Annotated in this window: 15 protein-coding genes; 14 read left to right on the forward strand and 1 reads right to left on the reverse strand. The window is 39.3% G+C overall.

All coding sequences use genetic code 11. The features are described from left to right. Positions 1-9: 9 nt before the first annotated feature. From H4J67_RS03410 to H4J67_RS03435, 6 genes are all read left to right on the forward strand, one after another. Positions 10-2,994: a TonB-dependent receptor gene (locus tag H4J67_RS03410; RefSeq protein ID WP_182174470.1), complete on the forward strand. Its 2,985-nt coding sequence runs from the start codon at positions 10-12 to the stop codon at positions 2,992-2,994. 124 nt (positions 2,995-3,118) lie between these two features. Further along, positions 3,119-4,447 carry a glycoside-pentoside-hexuronide (GPH):cation symporter gene (locus H4J67_RS03415; RefSeq protein WP_182174472.1) on the forward strand — a complete coding sequence of 443 codons (1,329 nt, stop codon included), beginning with the start codon at positions 3,119-3,121 and terminating at the stop codon, positions 4,445-4,447. A gap of 155 nt (positions 4,448-4,602) precedes the next feature. Continuing rightward, positions 4,603-6,015, forward strand: a complete 1,413-nt coding sequence (locus H4J67_RS03420; protein ID WP_182174475.1) for a family 16 glycosylhydrolase — start codon at positions 4,603-4,605, stop codon at positions 6,013-6,015. Between the two features lie 99 nt (positions 6,016-6,114). Further along, complete coding sequence (locus H4J67_RS03425) at positions 6,115-9,561, forward strand: hypothetical protein (RefSeq protein WP_182174478.1); 3,447 nt, start codon at positions 6,115-6,117, stop codon at positions 9,559-9,561. A gap of 92 nt (positions 9,562-9,653) precedes the next feature. Further along, positions 9,654-10,541 carry a glycosyl hydrolase family 17 protein gene (locus H4J67_RS03430; protein WP_182174481.1) on the forward strand — a complete coding sequence of 296 codons (888 nt, stop codon included), beginning with the start codon at positions 9,654-9,656 and terminating at the stop codon, positions 10,539-10,541. Further along, the gene (locus tag H4J67_RS03435) at positions 10,534-11,526 is read left to right on the forward strand and encodes a glycosyl hydrolase family 17 protein (protein WP_220463281.1); all 993 of its coding nucleotides are present in this window, start codon (positions 10,534-10,536) and stop codon (positions 11,524-11,526) included. Before H4J67_RS03430 ends, H4J67_RS03435 begins: the two co-directional genes overlap by 8 nt. 144 nt (positions 11,527-11,670) lie before the next feature. Here H4J67_RS03435 and H4J67_RS03440 read toward each other — a convergent pair whose 3' ends face one another. Continuing rightward, positions 11,671-13,581 (reverse strand): methyl-accepting chemotaxis protein, encoded by a 1,911-nt coding sequence (locus H4J67_RS03440; RefSeq protein WP_182174484.1) that lies wholly within the window; start codon positions 13,579-13,581, stop codon positions 11,671-11,673. Between the two features lie 400 nt (positions 13,582-13,981). Between H4J67_RS03440 and H4J67_RS03445 the strand changes: the two genes are divergently transcribed. The 8 genes from H4J67_RS03445 to H4J67_RS03480 all read left to right on the forward strand — a co-directional run bounded on the left by H4J67_RS03445 (position 13,982) and on the right by H4J67_RS03480 (position 24,616). Then, the gene (locus H4J67_RS03445; protein ID WP_182174487.1) at positions 13,982-15,148 is read left to right on the forward strand and encodes a sensor histidine kinase; all 1,167 of its coding nucleotides are present in this window, start codon (positions 13,982-13,984) and stop codon (positions 15,146-15,148) included. Positions 15,149-15,163: 15 nt separating this feature from the next. Continuing rightward, complete coding sequence (locus H4J67_RS03450) at positions 15,164-15,985, forward strand: LytTR family DNA-binding domain-containing protein (RefSeq protein WP_182174490.1); 822 nt, start codon at positions 15,164-15,166, stop codon at positions 15,983-15,985. A gap of 200 nt (positions 15,986-16,185) precedes the next feature. Continuing rightward, positions 16,186-16,953: a sugar-binding protein gene (locus H4J67_RS03455; RefSeq protein WP_182174493.1), complete on the forward strand. Its 768-nt coding sequence runs from the start codon at positions 16,186-16,188 to the stop codon at positions 16,951-16,953. Between the two features lie 156 nt (positions 16,954-17,109). Then, positions 17,110-18,732, forward strand: a complete 1,623-nt coding sequence (locus H4J67_RS03460; protein ID WP_259368470.1) for a glycoside hydrolase family 30 beta sandwich domain-containing protein — start codon at positions 17,110-17,112, stop codon at positions 18,730-18,732. Between the two features lie 48 nt (positions 18,733-18,780). Further along, positions 18,781-19,293, forward strand: coding sequence for a tyrosine-protein phosphatase (locus H4J67_RS03465; protein ID WP_182174499.1), 513 nt, complete (start codon positions 18,781-18,783; stop codon positions 19,291-19,293). 393 nt (positions 19,294-19,686) lie between these two features. Further along, a complete protein-coding gene (locus H4J67_RS03470; protein WP_182174502.1) occupies positions 19,687-20,958 on the forward strand; it encodes a sugar MFS transporter in 1,272 nt (423 codons plus the stop codon). Between the two features lie 14 nt (positions 20,959-20,972). Further along, the gene (locus tag H4J67_RS03475) at positions 20,973-23,549 is read left to right on the forward strand and encodes an exo 1,3/1,4-beta-D-glucan glucohydrolase (RefSeq protein WP_182202879.1); all 2,577 of its coding nucleotides are present in this window, start codon (positions 20,973-20,975) and stop codon (positions 23,547-23,549) included. Positions 23,550-23,695: 146 nt separating this feature from the next. Next, positions 23,696-24,616, forward strand: coding sequence for a M14 family metallocarboxypeptidase (locus H4J67_RS03480; RefSeq protein ID WP_182174508.1), 921 nt, complete (start codon positions 23,696-23,698; stop codon positions 24,614-24,616). Positions 24,617-24,692 lie beyond the last annotated feature (76 nt).

A 24,692-nucleotide genomic window follows, 5' to 3' on the forward strand; every position in this document is an offset into this window, starting at 1 on the left:
AGGGTAACCATGAAACATTCAATTTTTAATAAAAAGCGCCTAGCTGTTTGTATATCAGCGGTTTTAGCAACCGGTTTGAGCAGTCAGCTTTATGCCGAAGAAGCAGTAACAGATAAAGTCAATAGTAGTGAAAAAGACGCTGCAATAGAAGTTATTCAAGTGACAGGTATCATGAGCAGTTTATCTCGCTCTATGTCAGTAAAAAGAAACGCTTCTGGCGTTGTTGACGTTATATCTGCTGAAGATATGGGTAAATTTCCAGACACTAACTTAGCCGAGTCATTACAACGTATTACCGGTGTTTCGGTCAGTCGTTCAAATGGCGAAGGCAGCCAGATAACCGTGCGTGGTTTTGGTCCAGAGTTTAACCTAATTACACTTAACGGTCGTCAAATGCCGGGTACAGGTAATTCACGTTCATACAGTTTAGAAAATTTGTCTTCTGATGGTGTTAGTGCTATTGAAGTACATAAAACAGCGCGTGCAGAAAACCCAAGTGGTGGTCTTGGCGCGACAGTTAATATTATTACCATGAAACCTTTTGCTAGCCCTGGTGAGAAATTTGTTCTTTCAGGAAAAGGTATTTATGACTCGTCTAATGTTGAAGGTGATGATGTTACTCCAGAATTTTCAGGCTTATACAGTAATACTTTTGCTGATGACACCTTTGGTTTTGCTTTGTCGTTCTCTCATCAACAACGTGACTTTCAACAACAATCGGCAAATATTCAAGGTTGGCAGTTTCAGCCAGACGCACAGCTCCCGACTTTAGATGATGACAAAGTCATTGATAATCGTGATGCAAATGCGGCAGCGGGTGCTTTTTTCCCTCGTGATATGAACTATGGTATTGCTAACGTTGAGCGTGAAAGAACCAATGCCAATGTTACTTTCCAATATGCGCCTATTGAAAGTGTGATTATGACACTTGATTATACGATGGGAGAGTCAACTACGGGCACTAATTCTATTGGTTGGGGTCAATGGCACGATTTTGGCGGCAACATTGATGCTTACGAATTAGATGAAAATGGTACGGTTATCTTTGCCGATTTGTCTGGTAATGATGGCTCTTATACGGCCAATCGAAATACAACTGAAACTAATGAAAGCTCATTAGGTTTTAATGTTGAATGGCGACCGTCCGATGACTTTGTTTTTTCAGTCGATTACCATAGCTCAGAAAATAAAGCTGACAATGGCAAAGATAAAGGCATGAATGGCACGGGATCATTAGTTTTTGGTTCAGATCAATTGGTTAATAAACATTATGACTTCAGACAAGGTGATATTCCACAAGGGACAATCTTCTGGAAAAATGGCTCTACAACGCTTGCACCGAGTGAGATAGATTCACATTTTAGCCAATTTGAGCATACTCCTGGAAAGTCTGAAATTGATCAACTGCAAATCGATGGTTCTTGGGAAAACCCAGATGACTCGTCATTAAAGTTAGTTAAGTTTGGTGTTGCTCGTACTGAGCAAACCATGGGTGGTTCACGTTCATGGAGTGGCCTGATTGGTGGTTTCTTGTTTAATCCCAATTATTCAGCGGCATTTCCTGATGGAATGTTTGAGTACAATACAACCGATGGCTTTTTGGATGAATTTTCAAATGGCGACAACCCTATGGGGGCTGGATACTATTATAGTTTTGACTTTGATGAAGCGGTTGCTCGTTCAGCGTATTATTTAAACAGTGATGTATTAGGCGACGACTTTTTTAGTACCGACGCTTACCGCCCTGGTAGTGTTCAATCACAATCTTCAGTAGATGAAGATACTACGAGTGTTTATGCATCGTCTTTATTTGAGTTTGAAGTTGCTGAATTACCCGTGCAGGTTAATGTTGGTTTTAGATATGAGCAAACCGATGTAACCAGTAATGTCTTGCAACCTATACCTACCGAAGTTTGGTGGAAAGGTGGCAGTGAGTGGCTTACTCAATATCAACCAGGTGAAAATACTATTTTATCGCTTGAAGGTGAGCATGATGTCTTTTTACCTATGATTGATGCCAAAATTGATCTTAGTGAGGAACTTGTTGCCCGTGCGTCTTGGGGGAAAACGATAGCTCGTGCTCCTTTAGGTAGCTTAGCTGGTGGTCGTTCATTAGGGGCAAGTACGCGTCCTAACTCTCGTATAGGTGGTGAAGGTAACACTAACCTTGACCCTTATGAGTCTACTAACCTTGATATTTCGTTAGAATATTATTATGCAGAAGGCAGTTATGCTGCTATTGGTTACTTTAGAAAAGATGTAAAGAATTTTATTAGTAGCCAAACGATAACGACATCAGTTGATGATATGCGTGATATTTATCAGGGACCACGTTGGAATCAAGCGGTATCTGATCTCGGTGGCACGCCAACCAGTGATGAAATTTTTGCACAAATGCAAGCTAACGGAGCGACGTTAAACGCTCAAGGCTTTATTGAACCAGCAGGTGATGATCCTTTAATGCAATGGGATATTACCCGTCCATTCAATGCCCCTGATGACAAGATGGTTGACGGCATAGAAGTCGCTGTTCAACATTTTTTTGGCGAGAGTGGTTTTGGTTTCGGTGCTAATGCGACCTTTGTTGATGGTGATGTTAAATTCGATGTTGATGACATAACTAAAGTTGATAGTGTTGCTGATTTAAAGCCGCAAACACCACTAACCGGTTTAAGTGATTCGGCTAACTTTCAATTGTTTTATGAAAAAGAAGGTTTGTCAGTAAAAGTCACTTACGCTTGGCGTGACGAATACCTTATTGGTGTAGGACAAGCTCAAGGTTCTTCTGATGCGCCACCACAATTTGCTAAAGAGTTTGGTCAAGTAGATATGAGTATTAACTACGACATTGATGAAAACTTTACGGTATTTGTTGAAGGGTTAAATCTGAATAACGAAACCGAGCAATCTTTTGGTCGTTACGAAGAGCAGTTTTTATCCGCTAGACAGTACGGTACTAGATATACTGTAGGTGTTCGTTACAGTTTTAAGTAAACCTGTAATCTAGTGAGTTTCAACTAATAGGCCTATATTGTTTTGCGATATAGGCCTTTTTTTTATTTTATAACCTTATATCTATAAGCTCGTTAGTCGAGTCAATAATCAAAAGAGACGCTTTATGTTAACAATTCGCGAAAAAATTGCTTATGGCTTGGGTGATACCGCCAGTAATATTATTTTCCAAACGGTAATGATGTTTCTGTTGATTTTTTATACTGATGTGGTGGGTATTTCGCCAGCTGTTGTTGGCACTATGTTTTTAGTGGTGCGTTTATTTGACGCGATAACTGATCCGCTGATGGGGGCACTTGCTGACCGTACTAGAACACGTTTTGGACAATTTCGACCTTATCTACTTTGGCTCGCTGTGCCGTTTGGCATTATTTCTATTATGGCATTTACTACGCCAGACTTGACGGGTAACGCTAAGGTTATATATGCCTTTGTTACTTATACCTTGTTAATGATGGTCTATACCGCAATTAATATCCCATATTCTGCGTTAGGTGGTGTTTTAACGACGCAGCCTGCTGAACGCGTATCAGTGCAAACTTATCGATTCGTTTTAGGAATGCTCGGTGGATTAATTGTTGCCGCAGGCACTTTGCCTTTAGTTGAGTATTTTGGTGATGGTGATAAAGCCAAAGGGTATCAGCTCACTATGGTCGCGATGAGCCTTTTAGGCGTGGCGATGTTTCTATTATGTTTTGGTGGTACTAAAGAACGTGTTTGCGTACCTGAAAATCAGCAAACATCCTTTTTCGACGATTTAAAAGCACTGTGGCAAAATGATCAATGGCGAATATTGTCGCTGGCAGGTTTATTTTTATTAACAGGCCAAGTATTAAGAGCCACATTAGCGATATATTATGTTAAATATGTGCTCGGTCTCGAAGCGCAAATTACTTTATTTATGTCGCTGGGCATGATTGGTAGCATTTTAGGCTGCGCTTGTGCTCAAGCTCTTGCAAAAAGAGTCTGCAAGATTAAGGCTTATATTAGTTTACAGCTCATTGCCGCTTTTATCTGTGTGATCAGTTATTTTGTCCCCAAAGATCAAGTAACCACCGCCTTTGTATTGTTTTTTTTATGGAGCTTCTTTTTACAAATGGCAACCCCTTTGTTGTGGGCAAAGATGGCTGACACCATTGATTATGGTCATTTGAAAACAGGTGTTCGCATAACAGGCATGGTCTATTCTTCGGTGGTGTTTTTTATCAAATTAGGTGTCGCTTTTGGTGGTGCTTTCGCCGGTTGGTTACTCGCTTATTATGGCTACCAAGCAGACGTTGAACAAACAGAAATGGCTAAAGAGGGGATTTTACTATCATTCACTGTTTACCCCGCATTAGGTTCAATACTTGTTGCCTGGGTCATGCGAAAGTACGTGCTTAACAAAGAAAAAGTTGAACAAATACATTTAGCCTTAAAGACTCACTGGGCTTAGTCGCTAAGCGAGAAGTGTCGTTTTTACCGCAAGGCTAGTCCATCTTGCCTTGTTTTGATTGCGATACATCCTAGTTCCCTTATTGTTGCTCTAATATTGCTAATAAATAACGCTATGTAGCTGAGATAACGTTATGAATTTGGAGCTTCAACAAAATGAATAATAAACAAAATAACAAAAAATCATTGCTGGTCTTGGTCTTAATTTTGATCCCCGTATTACTTGTTGGCCAAGAACTGATAAGCGACGATGAACGTTATCAGCCCGAGGAACCTCATTTATCTTCTGTTCATCAGGGTGACAAGCAAAGTGATCATAGTGAAAAAGATAACACGGTAGTCTGGGCAATTAATGTTGGTGGTAGTGAATATGTTGGCGTTGACGGTATAAGCTATCAAGCAGATCAATCGATAACTACTGGTGATATAGGTACGATTGAAAATATCAAAGGCTCACAAGATAGTTTTATTTATCAATCTTTTCGCTTTGGTAATATCGGCATTAAGCAACCCATGGAAAATGGACTGTACGATATCATTTTTAAATTTGCTGAACCCGAAGACAACGCTATGGATGCTCGTGTCTTCAATGTGTTTGCTGAGAATAAGCTGGTTATTAGTGATTTAAATGTCAGGCTTGCTCGAGATGGTAAGCATATATCGGCCTTAGCACGAGCTGTTTATAGTATTGAAGTAACCGATGGGCAACTAGATATAAACTTTGAAGCGATCAACGGGCAGCCAATCCTTAATGCCTTAATTGTCCGTAAAAAAAATACTGAGTCAAAGCAATGGCAATTGGTTTGGAGTGATGAATTTAATTATCAAGGTAAGCCAGATCCAAATAAATGGAGTTATGATATTTGGCCTGCTCGTAAGGTGAACAGTGAAGATCAAACTTATACCGATAACCTCAAAAATGTCCATGTAAAAGACGGTAATTTAGTGATCACCGCCTATAAAGAAAATTTAGATGATGCAAAATATACCTCTGGCCGTATTCACTCACAAGGTAAAGGTGATTTTCTTTACGGACGTGTCGACGTTAGAGCTAAGTTACCGGCAGGGCAAGGCACTTGGTCAGCTATTTGGATGTTACCTAGTGATCCTTTTAAATATTCAAGCACCTGTCAAGAAAACGACGATTGGCAAGGCAGTGCAACCTGTGATGCTTGGCCTAACTCGGGTGAAATAGACATCATGGAACACGTTGGTTACGACATGCAAACCATTCATGGTACCGTGCATAATAAAGCTTATTATTGGGCGAATTGGGAACAAAGAAAGGGCAGTATCGAAGGTCAAGATGTTGAAAAAGCTTTTCATCTTTACTCCGTTGAGTGGACGCCAGAGAGTATTACCGTATTGTTTGATAATGTGCCTTATTTCTTTTATAGCAATGAATCTAGCGGCTGGCGCGCTTGGCCTTACGATCATCCTTACCACGTTATTCTAAACCTTGCGATTGGCGGTATGTGGGGCAAAGCAGGTGGACCCATAGATGACAGTATTTTTCCGGTATCAATGGAAGTTGACTTTGTCAGAATATTTAAACCTTTAAATCAGTAAACCGTAAATTTTAGAAATAGATGAATTTAAACATTCATCTATTAATTTATTCAATTATTTAGAACAGTAAAGTACCTTGAGTTTAGGTAGGAATTAAAAATGAAAATATGTAATACCCACAACAATCAAGTGACCGGTGAATTTGTCACTATCGCTGACGAACGTTTTTATGCCATTAACAATGTTAATAAGATGGCTCCTTTTTTTGTTAGCGTTATTTCTAATAGTGACCATTGGCTATTTGTTTCATCAACGGGTGGATTAACCGCAGGGCGTGTATCGCCAGAGACGTCTTTATTTCCTTATATTACCGTAGACAAAATTCATGAAAGTGAGTTAAATACCGGTTGTAAAACTTTATTACGTGTTAATACGGGTAGTGAAAAGGTTGATTGGGAACCCTTTAATCGTGAGCATGAACTTCGTTTTAATATCACCAGAAACTTATACAAGAACGTTTTAGGCAATAAACTGTGTTTTGAAGAAATTCATAATGATTTGCAGTTAGCCTTTCGCTATACCTGGGCAACGAGCGACACTTATGGTTTTGTAAGGAAATGTGAATTAGAGAACTTATCAGATAAACCTTTAAGTGTTGAAATTATTGATGGTTTTCAGAATATTTTACCTGCAGGCACACCGCGCTTTACCCAAACAAATTCAAGCAATTTAGTGGATGCCTATAAGTGGACCGAGTTAGATGAAAGTTCAGGTCTTGCCTTTTTTACTTTGTTTTCGGGCATCACCGATAGAGCAGAGCCTTGTGAGTCATTAAAAGCCAATACGGTTTTTTGCCTTGGTTTAGATAACACTAATATTTTACTGTCATCTGAGCAATTAGGTGCTTTTCGACGTGGCGAACAGGTTGAACAGGAAACAACAAAGCGAGGTATTCGTGGCGCATATTTAGTGAATACTACCCTTGAACTTAAGCCGCACAGTGGTAAAAAGTGGCAATTTATTGCTAATATTGAGCAGACTCAAAGTCAATCTGTTGTCTTGCGTAGCCAGCTAGGCGACCAAAATAAACTTAACGACAATATCAACGATTCTATAGCCAATGGCTCTGATGAACTTGCTCGTATTATGGCTTCTGTTGACGGTTTTCAATTAACGGGTGAAGAGAGTGTTGCCGAGCATCACTATGCTAATGTCTTATTTAATGCCTTGCGTGGTGGTATTTTTGACGATCAATATCAGATCTCTGCAGATGACTTTACCAAGACGATTAATTTATTTAACCATAAGGTTTATCAACGCAATCAAGCGCTGTTAGACAGTTTGCCGGAAAAGTTAGATTTTGTGGAATTACTGACAGAAATTAAAACGTCTGGCGATAGCCAACTTGAACGCTTAGCTTCTGAATATTTACCTATATCATTTGGTCGTCGTCATGGCGATCCGAGTCGTCCATGGAACCAGTTCGCTATTAAATTAGTGGACGAAAACAATAAGCGTTTGTTAACTTACCAAGGAAATTGGCGAGATATTTTTCAAAACTGGGAGGCATTAACGTATAGCTATCCGCAATTTATTGAAAGTGTTGTTGCCAAGTTTGTTAATGCTTCGACGATGGATGGTTATAATCCTTATAGAATTACCAAAGAAGGTATCGACTGGGAAGTCGAAGAGCCTGATGACCCATGGAGCTATATTGGTTACTGGGGTGATCATCAAATAATTTACTTACAAAAGATGCTTGAGCTGTCGAAGCAATTTCATCCAGAAAAATTGACTGCGATGCTGCGCCAAACACTTTTCAGTTATGCCAATGTGCCTTATCGCATTAAGTCATTTGATGACTTGGTTAAAGATGCTAAAAGCACCGTCACCTATGACGAATCGCTCGCGCTTAACATTGAGCAACGTGTTAAAACAATGGGGGCTGATGGTAAACTGGTCCTTGATGCCAACGGGGATGTTTATCAAGTTAACTTGTTGGAAAAATTATTAGTACCCTTATTGTCTAAATTGGGTAATTTAGTGGTTGATGGTGGTATTTGGTTAAATACCCAAAGACCCGAATGGAATGATGCAAACAATGCCTTAGTTGGGCAAGGTTTATCTATGGTGACCTTATGTTACTTGCGTCGTTATGTTTGTTTTTTCCAAGAGTTAATTGCTAATGAAACACAAGATGTTGAGTTGTCTATTGAAGTTAACTTATGGTTGACGGATACGGCAAACGCATTAACACATTTAGTTTCAACGTTAACCCCTGAGCCAGTAACTGCTGAGGTACGCTATCAAAGTACTGCGGAACTAGGCATGGCAGCAAGCGATTACCGTCAAGCTATCTATAGCCAAGAAGGTTTTAGTGGCAAGACGCGTCAGCAGATTAGTCAGATCAGCGCTATGTTAAGTGATGCCCTAAAAGCGATTGAACATACGATTGAGACCAATGAACGCGCCGACGGATTATATAACGCTTATAATTTATTGAGCCTAGAAAATAAGACCTCCAAGGTTAAAAATCTGTACCCAATGCTCGAAGGACAGGTTGCTGCCTTAAGTTCTGGTGCACTTAAACCAAAACAAGTGGTTGATGTAGTCGAAGCGCTTTTTGCGAGTGATGTTTATCGCCCCGATCAAAAAAGTTTTATGCTTTATCCCGATAGAAAGCTGCCAAGCTTTTTAGAAAAAAATTGTGTTAATGCCCAGCAGGTACAAGAAAACGCTTCGCTGCAACAGATGCTTAAACAGGTTGATGAACGCATCATTTTGCAAGATATTGATGGTCAATATCGCTTCAATGCTGATATTACTAATAGCAATGTTCTACAAGATAAGTTAACTGAGCTTAGCCAAGAATATCCTCACGCACTAACAACTGATAAAACAGCGATTTTTGATCTTTATGAGCAAACCTTTAATCATCAAGCTTTTACTGGCCGCTCTGGTGGTATGTTTGGTTTTGAAGGTTTGGGCTGTATCTATTGGCACATGGTTTCTAAGCTTATGTTAGCGGTAGAAGAAAACTTTTTTAGCTGTGTTGAGCAAGGAGAAAGTGACGAGGTAAGGCGACAAATTGCCAGTTTATACTATCGAGTTCGTGATGGTATTGGTTTTAACAAAACACCACTTGAATATGGGGCATTTCCAATGGACCCATACTCTCACACCCCTAAACATTCAGGTGCACAACAACCGGGTATGACAGGACAAGTGAAAGAAGAAATACTTTCACGTTTTGGCGAGTTAGGGCTTCGCGTTAACGCAGGTGTTGTCTCGTTTGAACCAAGCTTATTGCAATCATGTGAATTTATTCAACAAGCAAAGCCATTTCGCTACCTAGATGTGAGCAAAAATTGGCAAGAAATAACGGTGCCAGCTATGGGGCTCGCTTTTACTTGGTGTCAGGTTCCAATTGTTTATCAGCTTAACGATAAAGTTGAACCTTCGTTAATAGTGACTTATAAAGACGGTAAACAGCAAACATTCTCAGCGTTGAGTTTACCTGCTAAAGAGAGTACTGAGTTGTTTCTTAGAAGCGGTCAAATACAGCAATTAACCTTAACGATATCAACTGATAATTTATTTTATTAATTATTATTTAGTATAATTTTTTGGTTGTTTGATTAAAGACGGGGTATCAATACCCCCTCAATTATATATAACGATGGTTATCGGAGACGAGCATGTCGAGTAAATACAATAAGCATATGTCATTGGCTGGAATGAATCTTGGTCATTCTTCTAGAGAAGACTTACAAAGTGCTGTTACTGGGGTACTAGAAAATAAAATTCATGGTATTTCCTTTAGCCCTTATACCGAAGGGCAAGGGCCTGGCACTAAGATAAGCGAGGCACAGATATCGGCACGTTTGGCTATTATTTCTCCAAGTATTAACTGGATCCGTTCTTTTTCTTGTACTGACGGTAATGAAAATATCCCCAAGATAGCCAAGCAGCGAGGTTTAAAAACCTTAGTCGGTGCGTGGCTAGATGATGATTTAGAAAATAATGAGAAAGAAATCAACAACCTGATAGCTGTTGCACAGCAAGGTTACGCCGATATTGTCGCTGTTGGCAATGAAGTCTTACTGCGTGAAGACTTGAGTGAAGGACAATTGATCGCTTACATTAATCGTGTAAAAGCAGCATTACCAGGTATCGAAGTAGGCTATGTTGACGCTTACTATGAATTTGAAGAACATCCCAAGGTTACCGACGCCTGCGACTTGATCTTAGCGAATTGTTATCCTTTTTGGGAAGGTTGTGCCCTTGAGTACTCCATCCTTTACATGAAAGACATGTACCGCCGTGCAATTAAAGCTGGCAAGGGTAAAAAAGTTATTATCACTGAAACTGGCTGGCCAAACGAAGGCCCAGCAGAGTGGGGTGCTGTGCCATCTTATGAAAACGCCATTAAGTACTTTTTAGGTACTTATCAGTGGGCAGAAGAAGAAAATATAGCGGTCTTCTATTTTTCATCATTTGATGAGGTTTGGAAAGTTAAAGATGAAGGCGGAGTTGGCGCGCATTGGGGCCTTTGGGATAAAAACGGGAAATTAAAGTATGTTTAAAAAACACAGTGATAAAGTAGCAACAATCAGTTCGATGAAGTTGCTGCATGAAAATGCTATTTGTTATTCTGGCTATCGTGACGGGCAAAATCCAAGAGAAGGTCTTTACCCAAGTTATGATGAAGTTAAAGAAGACTTACTCATTTTAAAGAAAAACTGGAGCTACCTTCGACTTTACGATTGTGGGCCACACGCCGAACTTGTTCTTGATGTTATTAAAACTGAAAAAATGCATTTCAAAGTCATGCTAGGCGTAGATATGGCAGCCGAAATGAGTAACCCTAACTGTCCTTGGGGGGCTGATTTTAGCCAAGAAGTTATTAATGCTAATCGTCAGAAAAATTGTGATGAAATTCATAGTATGATCGCACTTACCAAAAAGTATGATGACATTGTATTTTCAGTTTCTGTCGGCAATGAAGCAAGTGTCGAATGGACAGACCATATGGTACCTGTCGATAGTTTAGTAAACTATGTAAAACAAATTAAAAAAGAAATTCATCAACCGGTAACATTTTGTGAAAACTATGTCCCTTGGACATACAAACTTGAGCCCTTGGTTGCTGAACTAGATTTTATTTCCATTCATACTTACCCTGCCTGGGAATACAGAACGATGGAAGATGCACTCGAATATACCAAACAAAATTATTACAGTGTTGCCCATCATTACCCTGACAAACCGGTGATAATTACCGAAGCGGGTTGGACAACGGCATCAAATGGACGTGGCATAGAGCCTTGGAATGCTAACGAAGTACTACAGGCAGAATATTATCAGCAACTACTTGCTTGGACGACAGAAGAAAAAATTCTGACCTTCGTCTTTGAAGCTTTTGATGAACCATGGAAAGGATCTCCTGATAAATTAGAACCTGAAAAACATTGGGGACTCTTTAAAGTCGACAGAACGCCTAAGTTAGTGATGAAAAACATTTATCCAAACAAGGTTATAAACATTAACAAAAACAATGCTGTTGCTTAGTTTTCGTTAAAGCTTAACCGTCGATAAAAGTAATAACCCAAGAATTTTGTCAGCAAATATTGCTCGGTCAAAGTCGTTGGGTTTTTTTATTGGCCTAATTAAATGATTAAAAACCCCTTATTTACACAAGCCATTAACCTTTCCTTATATTTTAAAGCGTTTGACCAAGCTATCAAGGTTCATTGCCATTGCCGTGAGTGATTCACTTGAACAGGCTATACGGGTTGATATTTGCGCACTGTTTTCTGTGCTATCGCTTATCGTATGAACGTGAATATTAATTTCACCGACAACGGCTGCTTGCTCTTCTGTTGCTGTAGCCACCTGAGTGTTTAGATCTGAAATCAGCTGAATATTAGCAACAATCTCCTCAAGTGCCTCTGTTGTCTGTTGAGCATCCTTTGCGCCAATTTCGGCGGTCACTTTACTTTCCCTTACGCTATCAACAGCTCGCTGAGACTCTGATTGCAAAAGGTTGATCATTTTATTAATTTCATCAGTGGACTCACTGGTGCGCTTCGCTAAGTTACGAACTTCATCAGCGACCACCGCAAAACCACGACCTTGTTCACCTGCACGAGCAGCCTCAATCGCGGCATTTAATGCCAATAAATTTGTTTGCTCTGAAATTCCTCGTATGACATCAAGGACACTACTAATAGCGTTACTTTTATTCGCTAAAGATTCAATGGTAACAGAGACAGAATCCATCTTTTGTGCCATCTGGTATATATTCTCCGTTGATTCTTTAACAACAACTTGTGCATTTTTAGCTTGGGTTATCGCTTCGCTCGTCGAGTCAGCGGCATGTGCGGCGTTTGCTGCAATTTCTGTAATGGTTGAACCCATTTCGCTAATAGCCGTTGCAACTTGTGTGGCAATATCACGCTGACCTTCAGCATCGATTTTTGACTGCTCTGCATCTTGGGAAACCTCTAACGATGCGTGGCGGACATCTTTTGATGTTTTAGCAACATCATTAACTACCGAGTGTATTTTACTGATAAAAGTATTAAAACCATGGGCCAGACGTGAGACTTCTTCACTGCCGCTTTCACTTAGTCGGTAACTAAGGTCGCCTTCACCATCACCCAAGGCTTTAAATAATCCAGCGAGATCATTGATAGGTTGCGTTAAACTTTTTGCAAAAATGATACTGATAAAAATAAACACCACAACAATAATGACAAACCAAATTAGCATATAATTTCGCGACTCATTCAACGCTAAGTACAATTCAGCCTTTGGCACTTCTGCAACAACATACCAACCCAAACTTGAGATATAGCTTGTCGCTACGATTAAACTTTCTGTTTCTTGAAAAGAAAATGGTTGTTTTGATAACAGCGTTTGAAAATTTATATCTTTATATAGATCAGTCAAGTTCGCCTTTTCACTTTTTGCTTTATCTTGATGAATTTTTACCAACCCCGAGTGATCAACAAGATACACTAATCCTGACTCTTCAATTTTAAAGCTGTTTAGGTAATTAACCATGTCATTAAATGATTTAGATAATCCAGAAACACCTCGTCCATTAAGTTGTTGATAGTTGATAAAAACATCTACATTACCATTTGGATAAGCGTAGGTACTTGCCGACTCTTCTTTATTACTATTGGTGAATGCAAAAAACCAACCATCAAGACTGTCATCTTTGAGAACACGAAGAAAGCCATCTTGGTTCCAATATTTAGCTGTTTTTCGATCGGCGAAGGAGGCATTACTCAAATTGTTATCTTTAGCGATGTTACTCAGCATACTAATAACGTTAGCTTCATTGTCTTTGCTGGCACCAGAACCTATCCAATCGAGTAGAAAAGGGTTAGTGGCTATTGATTTTGTTAACACTTTCATTTCAGAAATTTCGCCATCGACTGCATTACGAACGCGTAGCAGTAGATTAGGTAAATCTGATTGTTGTAGTCTGGATATAAGCAGTTCTTTGGCTTTTGAGTGGCCGACAAAGCCAACAATACTGGTCGATATGATAACGGCCATTAACATGGCAATGACTAACTTAGACCGGATAGAAAGGGTGGTTAAAAATCTCATTAAATAGATCCTATTTGCAAGTTTTCTACAAACTTTGCTGTTACGGCGATTTGTCCATAAAATCCTTCTTATAAAGGTTTTAAAATAGATTCGCTATCAATTTATTTGAGTTTACCATATCCATGTAGTCTCACCATTTAAAACAACAACAATTTAATTTTCTTTCAAGATAGCTAATAATTTCAGCTGATTAAATATAAAATCACCTGACTTAAATAGCAAGAATACTTTTTGATGACAATGAACTATCGATTAACTTACTGACTTACTCAGTAAGTTAAGTTAAGCTATTTCTACCTTAATGAGGTGAAACGGTCTTTAGCAACGATAGTAAGGAAATTTTTATTCGACCAGCAGTGGCGGAAGGGGTAGTATAATATCAGATGATTTCGGAGCAAATATGTCTGACAACCCACTATTACGTTTGAATAAATTTATTTCAAAAAAGCCAGAGTATCTATTTTGGGCTTTACAAATTTGCTTTTGGTCTTTTGTTTCATTAATTAGCCTGATATCACTGACACTTTGGTATGTCCAAATCGATGTCGAGCACCTTAATCATACTTTTTGGCAGTCTGTTGTCGGCATATTTTGCTCATTGCCACTCTATTGGATTTTCATGAGGTGTTGGCAATCATCTATTTTTACCCGCGTACTGATAACCTTTGTTTCAGTGATCTGTATTTCCTTTATTTGGACACTTATTCGAGTCAAACTTTATATAGAGCTGACCAGCTCTGCTGGTAATTGGGACGAGTTTGGTGGCTGGTATTTTAGTAGTATCTTTATTTTCTTTTGTTGGGCTGGTTTTTTTCATGGTATTCGCTATTATCAATTGTTGCAATTTGAACATAAAATGTTGCTTTCAAAAGCAGCAGAAGCTAAAGAAGAGCAATTAAAAAGAGTGAGCGCGCAATCGGTAGCCCGAGATGCAAAAATAAAAATGTTACGTTACCAACTCAACCCTCATTTTCTTTGTAACACACTCAATGCCATTAATTCTCTGATTGAATGCGAAGCTCCAGAGAAAGCTCAGCGCATGACCGTACAATTAAGTAAGTTTTTACGTTATTCATTGGACAATAACCCTGATACTAAAATTGCGTTAGAATTTGAAATTATCGCCCTTAACTTATATTTAGAAATAGAGAAAACCCGTTTTGGCGAGCGACTTAAATTAGATTTTAAAATTTCTGATAATGCAAAGTTAGCTTTAATACCGAGTTTATTAATACAACCTATTATTGAAAACTCAATGAAACATGTTATCGCGCAAAATGAAGACGGTGGCACTATTAGTCTATGGGCTGACGTTGTTGATAAAATGTTGGTGTTAGAATTAAGCGATACTGGTTCTGGAGCCGCGGTTGACGGTAGTAAAATGAAAGGAAAAAGGAGTCGAGGTGTTGGCTTGCGTAATATAGATGAAAGACTTAAAGTGTTATATGCAGATGACTACGTATTTAACCTTAATATTATCCCATCAGGTGGTTTAAAAACTATCATTAAGCTGCCTTTTGAAACGCTTGATGAAATAACACCTGCTAGCCAGTACCAAACTCAATGACGGTGAGTTAAATTTATGAATAAGTTAAGAACAATTATTGTTGATGATGAGCCTTTAGCGCTTAATCTCTTGCGTGCAAAGTTAAATAAAATTCCTGAAATAGACATTGTTGCCGAATGTAAAAATGGTCGTGAAGCGATTGAAGCGACGATGGCCTTAGCACCTGATTTACTCTTTTTAGATATACAGATGCCAGGTGTCGATGGTTTTGGCGTTATTAAAAAATTACAATCTGATATTGTTCCTATGGTGGTTTTCACGACCGCATTTGAGCAATATGCTTTAGATGCGTTTGATGTGCATGCCGTTGACTATATTCTTAAACCTATTGATGACGAACGAATTCAGCGTGCCATTCAGCGTGCGTTGGTCCGCTGTGAAAGTGATGAAGACACTTTAAACAAATCTCGCATTATTAGTGCGATAGACTCAATCAATGAAATGGAAAACCCTGATAGCGTTTCTCCGCAGAGTATTAGCCTTCCTAAGCTTAATACCGACAAAGTTGAGCGTAAAATCGTTATTAAAGACCGAGACGATATAACCCTGTTAAAACAAACCGATATTGAATGGGTTGACGCAGCAGGAGATTATGTTTGTGTTCATGCGCAAGGAGTTACCCATATTAAACGCTGCACCTTGAAAAATTTGCTGGAAGATTTAGACTCTGAAATGTTTAAACGTGTGCACCGTTCAACGATTGTTAATCTTAATTATATCCAAAAAGTGATCCCTCATACTAAAGGTGAGTTTTTTCTTAAACTAGGTGAATATGACCAAGTTAAAGTGAGCCGTAATTATCGAGAAGTGATCAAGAGTTTTTTAACTGACATGTAGTATATTGACGACAACTTGTGGTCAATATGGCATTTTTTATTCAGGTGATCTTGTTATTGCCTTATATTGACCAGCCTACCGCTTCTAAAATCCCCTTTATCGTAATACGGTTGTTAAAAATAGCCGCTCATTAGATGATTGATATATCTGTAGATGTTACTCACTTGGGTAAACAGTCATTGTCAATTAAGGGATATTAAATGTTAAGTATTAAACAGATAATTATTGCGTCCATTTTTTCTATGGCATCAATTGTGCCTTGCTATGCAGCCGATAGTCACGCGGCTAATCGACTTAATTATTATGCACCCCATGCTGAAAAAGCGCCAAATGTTGATGGTATTGCCAATGAAAGTGTTTGGCAATTAGCACAGTGGCAAAATTTAGATCAACGTTGGTTAGGTCCAGAATTTTCAAAAGAAGACTTTCAAGGCCGATACAAGGTGGTTTGGACGCAAGCTAAATTATATATTATAGCTGAAATTATTGATGACATTCTCATCGATACTCATCGTGACCCCTTGAGCCAATATTGGGATGACGATTGCTTAGAGATTTTTATTGATGAAGATTTCTCTGGCGGTGATCACCAATATAACCATAATGCATTTGCCTACCACATGTCTCTTGATAACCAAGCCATAGATATAGGTACCAACAAAAAACCGCAGAACTATTCACATCATGTTCAAAGTAACTGGAAACAACAAGGCAACACGGTTATTTGGGAACTAAGCATCGATATTTATAACGATGAATATCAAGACACCACAACAGACTCAAGCCATATTAACAAACCAGTCGCTTTGTTTGCTGGCAAAGTGATGGGACTCATGGTGGCTTATTGTGATAACGACGGCAGTGAACTACGTGAAAACTTTATTGGCTCAGAATCTGCAGAAGGTGGAGCGGCTGATCGTGGTTGGATAGATGCGGGTATGTTCGGTAAGCTTATCTTGGCTAAATAACCGCTTAGATAAGCATTAAGTTTTTCTTTTTCTTCTCACAGACATGAGCATCATAAAATGAATAATATTGAAAAAAAATTCATTCATAAGTTATTTATTATAACAATCACTTCTCTCACCATAATGAGTTGTGCACCAGTAAATCAGGCAACTCAAATGAATAATAATACCACCGATATTAATTACCAGCTTTCAATGACCCAAGAAATATTACTGACTAGTGAAGCCGGTGATAAAATAGCGCCACAGCAGAATTTAATCTTTCAACAAGGTACAGCTACGGGCAAGGTTATTGTGGTAAGGCCAGATATTAAAAAACAAAAAATTATTGGTATTGGTACATCGTTCACTGAATCTTCCGCTTTTGTGCTTGCACACTTAACTAAAGATAAGCGAGCAGAGGTGATGGAAAATATTTACGGCGAAAAGGGCGCTAATTTTTCAATAGCACGCACGCACATTGGTGCAACAGACTTTGCCGTGGACGGTCGCTATTCATATGCAGAACGTAAAGATGACGCTAACTTAACCTCATTCAGTATCGCGGTAGACAGTGATGGTTTTAGCGCTCAACATTACCCTGGTATTAAAGATGAGCAATTTGATTTGTTGCCAATGATAAAAGAAGCTTACGCGATAAAAAATCAGCAAGTTGACAAAGATTTAAAGATAGTCGCTTCCGCATGGACTGCGCCACCTTGGATGAAAACGATTGAAGACTATTATGTTAAGCCAACACCTGAAAATAATCACCAAGGCACGGGCGGCGAATTAAAACCACAGTACGTCGCTACTTATGCAGACTACCTTATTAAGTACCTCGATGCATATCAGCAAGAGGGTATTGAACTCTGGGCACTAACGCCAGTAAATGAACCGCATGGCAACAGTGGTCAATGGGAAAGTATGCATTTTACACCTAAGACCCAAAATACTTTTATTAAGGACCATTTAGGTCCAAAATTAAAAGCGAGTGCGCACAACGCGGTTAAATTACTTATTTATGACCAAAATCGTGATGAAATGGAGCATTGGACTGATGAAATACTCGGGGACAAAGAAACGTCTGAGTATGTATATGGTACAGCCGTTCATTGGTACGAAAGCAGTAATCAAGTTAATGAAGATGTGTTTGACAGGGTTCATGAAAAATTTCCAGAGTTTTCAATTATACATACCGAAGGTACGATTGATGATTTAGGTAAAGATGCACCAGCAGGTATCTTAGATCCTGTTCGCTTTAAAGAAAGTAACTGGTTCAATAATGATGATTTTTGGTGGAACAAAAATGCGACCGACTGGGCGTACACCGCAACTTGGGCGCCTAAACCTGAGGATCATCCCATATACACCCCCGTTCATCGTTATGCACGTAATATTATTGTTAGTTTAGATCATTGGCTAGAGGGCTGGATAGATTGGAACATCGTACTCGATAAGCATGGTGGCCCTAATCACGTAGGTAACTTTTGTGGTGCACCTATCATGATTGATACTGAGACAGGTGAGGTTTATTACACCCCGATTTATTATGTATTAGCACAGTTTAGTAAAACCATTCGACCAGGTGATACGGCATTACAGGTTAATCAACAGTTAGATGGCTTAGACAAAGATGCTTTACACGCCAGCGCTGCGATTAATGATAATGGTTTGGTCAGTGTACAATTACTTAATACCACTAAAGCACCAATAAACTATTCATTACAAATTGGTAGTCAATATGCACAAGTATCTATTGCCGCTAATGCTCTGCAAACAGTGCGTGTTAAGCTTTAGTTTTTAATTGTTTTAACAAGCCATATAACTAATAAGAGTAAAGATTAAGTGAATAAACATCCCTTTGAAGTCATAGCGCTGGATAACGGTGCTAAGCTGATATTTACCCCTTGTCCCGGCACTAAATTAGTTAGCCTGGAACAATCACTTAAGCAGTTGAAGCAAGCGGGTGTTTCAATGCTGATCACTTTAATGTTTGATGAAGAAATGGCAAGTAACAAGGTACTTTCTTTACCTGAACTCTGTCGCCAGCATCAGCTTAGTTGGCTGCAATTGCCAATTATTGATGATGAAGCGCCGAGTACGGCTTTTGAAACACAATGGGCAATAAATAAACCGACCATAGTCGATGAATTGAAAAAAAAAGGTGTGGTGGCTATTCATTGTAAAGGCGGCACAGGTCGAACGGGAACTGTTATTGCTTTATTACTATTAGCACTAGGTTGGCCAGTCGATAAAATTGTTACAGAAGTACAAAAAGTGAAACCTAAAGCTTTGAAAATTAAAAAACAACGAGATTATTTGAATCGTCAATTAATAAAAGCCGAGACACTGTTTTGATCTGCAATATAAAGCCACTTTGCAGCCATAAGAGCCCTTATTTCATGTTAAGTTAGCTCAGAGGTAATTAATTAAACCCTTTTGCGATTTAATTTTGTCTGCTATTGGGTTAATTCATCTTACGGTGTTATTTAAATTCGCTTTTAACGCATTGATTACCCACTACACCTCATTTAAATTGCAACTATTTGTTGTATCACTCAAGATAAATTAATGACAGTAAACAGTGTTCTCGCGGTTTTACTGCCAAATTATAATAAAAAAAAGTCAATAATAAAGCCTGATATAGGTTTGTTATTAACATCACCAATTTTAAGCGATATAAAGAATAAACTTGCTACCGGACGTAGCTAAATTCTTTGTGTTTATTTTTAAGCAATAGGACCTCACCACATGGCTGGAACATCTTTTACTTTAGATCAAAGCAAAACCTCACAAGCGAATTCATCTAATGGATTTGGTGGAGATAACTCTACTCGCTTTGCGTTAATTTCACTGACATCATTATTTTTTATGTGGGGATTTATTACCTGCTTAAATGACATTTTGATCCCCCATTTAAAGGCTATTTTTTCGTTAAGTTATGCACAGTCCATGCTAGTGCAGTTTTGCTTTTTTGGCGCTTATTTTTTGGTTTCTTTGCCTGCGGGATGGTTTGTCGAAAAAATGGGCTATCAAAAAGGTATTGTGGTTGGTTTAGTGATTGCGGCTTTGGGTTGTTTAATGTTTTATCCCGCCGCTTCTTTACATAGTTATCCGGTTTTTTTAGCGGCTTTATTCGTTTTAGCTAGTGGCATTACCGTTTTGCAAGTTTCTGCAAATCCTTATGTGACTTTAATGGGTAAAAAAGAAACCGCTTCGTCACGATTAACCATGACCCAAGCGTTTAATTCTTTAGGCACAACTATCGCACCTTATTTTGGCGCGTTATTAATTTTAAACGAAGTGACTGATTCAATGTCAGCAAACAGTGCTGAATCGGTACAACTGCCTTATTTAGGACTGATGGCGGCCTTGTTAGTGCTTGCTGCTATTTTTGCTTTCTTAAAACTTCCACATATTGAAAGTGCTGAGGTCGTTGATGGCGAAAAAATTGAAGGGTCGGCATGGCAGTATCGCCATCTAGTTTTAGGTGCTATCGGTATTTTTGTTTATGTTGGCGCAGAAGTGTCAATTGGCAGCTTTTTGGTGAGCTTTTTAGGTGAAACTGATATCGCTGGTTTAGAAGAAACTCAAGCGGCAAAGTACCTTACTTATTATTGGGGCGGAGCTATGGTTGGGCGTTTTATTGGCGCTGCAGTCATGCAAAAAATTGATGCGGGTAAAACCTTAGCCTTTAATGCGCTTTGTTCAGTGATTTTAATTGCCATCACTATTTTGAGCTCTGGCAGTATAGCGATGTGGGCCATTTTATTAGTCGGGTTATTTAACTCTATTATGTTTCCAACGATTTTTAGTTTGGCGTTAAGTGGCCTTAAAAAGCACACCAGTCAGGGAGCGGGTATCCTTTGCTTAGCGATCGTTGGTGGCGCCATCGTCCCCGTATTACAGGGCCTGTTAGCGGATAGTATCAGTGTGCAGTTTGCTTTTATCTTACCTTTATTTTGTTACATCTATATCGTCTTTTACGGTTTGAAGGGTAGCAAGGTAGTCATAAAAACATAATGAATATCAACGCAATGAAATACTTAAAATTTGACAAAAAAAATGGGTTTCTTATCACGCTTTCGTTATTAATCCTTGGCTGCAGCCCTGCTGAAAATTTGACGTTGACGGTGCCAGAGACACAAGCTATTGATAGCAATAAAGCCGATAAAATTTGGCCTCAACTTGAAAGTGACGTTAAAAAAGATACGCAAGTCGAACAAAGAGTGGCTAACTTTCTGGCTGAGATGACCTTGCAACAAAAAGTGGCGCAAATGATCCAACCTGAAATTCGTGATATTACCCTTGAGGATATGCGTACCTATGGTTTTGGCTCTTATTTAAATGGTGGTGGAGGTTTCCCCAATAATAATAAGCATTCGACCCCTGCTGATTGGGTTTTATTAGCTGAGAAAATGTATCAAGCATCTGTTGATGATTCACTCGATGGTTCAACAATTCCAACGATGTGGGGCACTGATGCGGTGCACGGTCATAATAATGTTATCGGAGCGACACTTTTTCCTCATAATATTGGCTTGGGCGCAGCAAATAATCCGACACTTATTGAGAAAATAGCAGAAATAACCGCGACAGAAGTCATGGTTACTGGTATTGATTGGGTGTTTGCTCCAACCGTTGCCGTGGTTAGAGATGATCGTTGGGGAAGAACCTATGAAGGCTACTCAGAAGATCCCGAGATTGTTCGCTTATACGCAGCGTCAGTCGTTAAAGGTTTACAAGGTCATGCGAATAAAGATTTTTTAGGTGATAAACGCGTGATCAGTACCATTAAACATTTTATCGGTGATGGCGGTACGCAAGGTGGCGATGATCAAGGCGAAAATATAGCGAGCGAGCAAGAGCTCTTTACTGTGCATGCCCAAGGCTATGTTGGCGGTTTAACGGCGGGAGCTCAGTCGGTAATGGCTTCATTTAATAGTTGGCATGGAGATAAAGTACATGGTCATAAGTATCTGCTAACCGATGTCTTGAAAAATAGAATGGGTTTTGACGGTTTTGTTGTCGGTGATTGGAATGGTCACGGACAAGTTAAAGGCTGTATTAAAGAAAATTGCGCTCAGGCGGTTAATGCTGGCTTAGATATTTTTATGGTGCCAACAGAAGCGTGGCGACCACTCTATGACAATATAATTGCACAAGTAAAGCAAGGCGATATTCTGCAGTCACGTATTGATGATGCCGTAACGCGTATTTTACGGGTGAAGGTCCGGGCCGGGCTTTTTGAAAAGCCCAGTCCTGCCAAGCGTGTTTTATCAGGGAACATCGCCTTAATTGGCGGTGAGTCGCACCGCGAAGTCGCTCGTCAGGCCGTTCGAGAATCCTTAGTGCTGTTAAAAAACAACGGGCAGCTATTACCCTTATCACCTAAGCAGCACATCTTAGTGGCCGGCGATGCCGCTGATAATATCGGTAAACAGTCAGGGGGCTGGAGTATTACTTGGCAAGGAACCGGTAATAAAAATTCAGACTTTATCGGTGGCTCTTCTATTTATTCTGGGATTGAACAACAAGTCAGTGCTGCAGGTGGTCAAGTCACTTTGAGTGTTGATGGCAGCTACACAAACAAACCCGATGTAGCGATTGTCGTTTTTGGTGAAGAACCTTATGCCGAAGGGCATGGTGATATTGATAACCTTGAATATCAGCGTGGTCATAAAAAAGATTTAGCATTACTTACATCACTTAAAGCAAAGGGAATACCTGTTGTTGCTGTTTTTATTAGTGGTCGACCCATGTGGGTCAATGCCGAACTCAATGCTAGTAATGCTTTTGTCGCTGCATGGCTACCGGGCTCTGAGGGTAAAGCAATCGCAGATGTTTTATTGAAAAGCCTAGCTGATAACATCCAACACGACTTTACCGGTAAATTGTCTTTCTCTTGGCCTAAACTACCGACACAAATTGTCAATCGTTTTGACGAAGACTACCAACCATTATTTTCATATGGTTATGGTTTAACCTATCAAGATGACACTTTATTAGCTGACTTATCTGAGCATTCTAATGTGGCGCTTAATACGCATTTAATTACTGATATTTTCCTAGGTAAGGCGATAGCGCCGTGGAAAATGTTATTATTTTCTCAACAACAAAGCATTGAAATAGAGTCGAGTAGTGAATCACTTAAAGGAATTTTTTATCGAACAGTTGATAAAGAGATACAAGAAGATTCATTTCGACTCAAGACCACTGGCGCAGCGAGTGCGGGAGTTAAATTTATCAACAGCAACGGTTTTAGAGAAGATCTTACTAGTGAACTTGAAAAAAATTCGGCCTTAACATTTTCAGTTAAAAGAGACAGTGATATTAACACGCCTGTTTACATCACCATGAATTGTGGAACGATTGGCGACAGCGCAAATTGTCAGGCAAGTTATAATATTCAAGCCCAATTAGCGGCATCTAAGCAAGGTGAGTGGCAAGATATTGCTATTAGCTTAAATTGCTTTGCTGAGAAAGGTCTACAGCTGAGTAAAATTGCTGTGCCTTTTGAATTGCGTACCTCGGGCGCGGTTAATTTATCTGTTAACCATATTCGATTAGTGCCAAGCAAAGCGAATAGCGCACCATTGAACTGCCCGCAGTAGTCTATTTAGCTTAAAGGATAAGGCTGATTGTTGAGCTTTATCCTTTTTTCTGGTTGAATCAGCGTATTTATTGATAATGACCTTACGGTTGTTCCTATGTGCGTGTAAACTTGCTGATAATATTTACAATATCAAAAGAAAATCAAATGAATCAAGAAGAAAACTATCCGATTGGAACGCCGGGCAAAAAATGGACTGAAAAAGAAAATGTTCAGTGGTTTAAAGCACAAACGGTAACCCGTTCATATCAAGATGAAGTCGTTGAAAAGATAAGCGCAATAAAAGAAGATTTTGATGTTCTTCAGTATGGCGCATTATCGCTTAATGAAAGTCGTTATCCTTTGTATGTGATTAAAACAAAAAACTGGCAAGACAATAAAAAAACAGTTTTAGTGACCGGTGGTGTTCATGGCTATGAAACCAGCGGTGTGCAGGGTGCATTACGCTTTGCCCAAACACAAGCTGGCAAATATGCGGAACACTTTAATATTGTCATTGCGCCTTGTATCAGCCCTTGGGGTTATGAAACGGTTAACCGTTGGAATTGCAAAGCGATAGACCCTAATCGTTCTTTTTATCAAAACAGTCCAGCGCAAGAATCAGCAGCGATAATGAAGTATGTTGCCGAGCTCAACCGTGATATTTTCGTGCATATTGATTTACACGAAACGACTGACACTGATAATTCCACATTTCGGCCAGCACTTTGTGCTCGAGATGCGATACAAGAAAAAGAATGGCAAATCCCTGATGGCTTTTATTTAGTCGCCGATAGCGTAAAGCCAGTCGCTGACTTTCAAAAAGCGATTATTGATGCCGTTGAAGAAGTTACCCATATAGCGCCCGCTGACAAAAGCGGTAAATTGATCGGCGTACCCCTTGAACAGCCTGGCGTTATAAATTATGCTGCGCGAGAGCTAGGATTATGTATGGGCTTAACCAATGCTAAATTCTTGACCACCACCGAAGTTTACCCTGATAGCCCAAAAGTTGACGATGAAAATTGCATTCTTGCGCAAGTGGCTGCTATAACGGGCGGTTTAGATTATATTTTAAAAAGTGAATAACCTGATAAAACCGAAAAATTTGCATACTAAAACATTTTCATCATGTTAAGTTCGTGCTATTTTTCTCTGACATTTA

Source organism: Colwellia sp. BRX10-4 (assembly GCF_014077465.1).
Lineage (GTDB): Bacteria > Pseudomonadota > Gammaproteobacteria > Enterobacterales > Alteromonadaceae > Colwellia_A.

Excerpts from the sequence above, each read along its gene's own strand:
- H4J67_RS03430 (WP_182174481.1), top strand. The coding sequence starts at position 9,654 with ATGTCGAGTAAATACAATAAGCATATGTCATTGGCTGGAATGAATCTT.
- H4J67_RS03410 (WP_182174470.1), top strand. The coding sequence starts at position 10 with ATGAAACATTCAATTTTTAATAAAAAGCGCCTAGCTGTTTGTATATCA.
- H4J67_RS03415 (WP_182174472.1), top strand. The coding sequence starts at position 3,119 with ATGTTAACAATTCGCGAAAAAATTGCTTATGGCTTGGGTGATACCGCC.
- H4J67_RS03450 (WP_182174490.1), top strand. The coding sequence starts at position 15,164 with ATGAATAAGTTAAGAACAATTATTGTTGATGATGAGCCTTTAGCGCTT.
- H4J67_RS03425 (WP_182174478.1), top strand. The coding sequence starts at position 6,115 with ATGAAAATATGTAATACCCACAACAATCAAGTGACCGGTGAATTTGTC.
- H4J67_RS03440 (WP_182174484.1), bottom strand. The coding sequence starts at position 13,581 with ATGAGATTTTTAACCACCCTTTCTATCCGGTCTAAGTTAGTCATTGCC.
- H4J67_RS03420 (WP_182174475.1), top strand. The coding sequence starts at position 4,603 with ATGAATAATAAACAAAATAACAAAAAATCATTGCTGGTCTTGGTCTTA.
- H4J67_RS03475 (WP_182202879.1), top strand. The coding sequence starts at position 20,973 with ATGAAATACTTAAAATTTGACAAAAAAAATGGGTTTCTTATCACGCTT.
- H4J67_RS03435 (WP_220463281.1), top strand. The coding sequence starts at position 10,534 with ATGTTTAAAAAACACAGTGATAAAGTAGCAACAATCAGTTCGATGAAG.
- H4J67_RS03445 (WP_182174487.1), top strand. The coding sequence starts at position 13,982 with ATGTCTGACAACCCACTATTACGTTTGAATAAATTTATTTCAAAAAAG.
- H4J67_RS03455 (WP_182174493.1), top strand. The coding sequence starts at position 16,186 with ATGTTAAGTATTAAACAGATAATTATTGCGTCCATTTTTTCTATGGCA.
- H4J67_RS03460 (WP_259368470.1), top strand. The coding sequence starts at position 17,110 with ATGAATAATAATACCACCGATATTAATTACCAGCTTTCAATGACCCAA.
- H4J67_RS03480 (WP_182174508.1), top strand. The coding sequence starts at position 23,696 with ATGAATCAAGAAGAAAACTATCCGATTGGAACGCCGGGCAAAAAATGG.
- H4J67_RS03470 (WP_182174502.1), top strand. The coding sequence starts at position 19,687 with ATGGCTGGAACATCTTTTACTTTAGATCAAAGCAAAACCTCACAAGCG.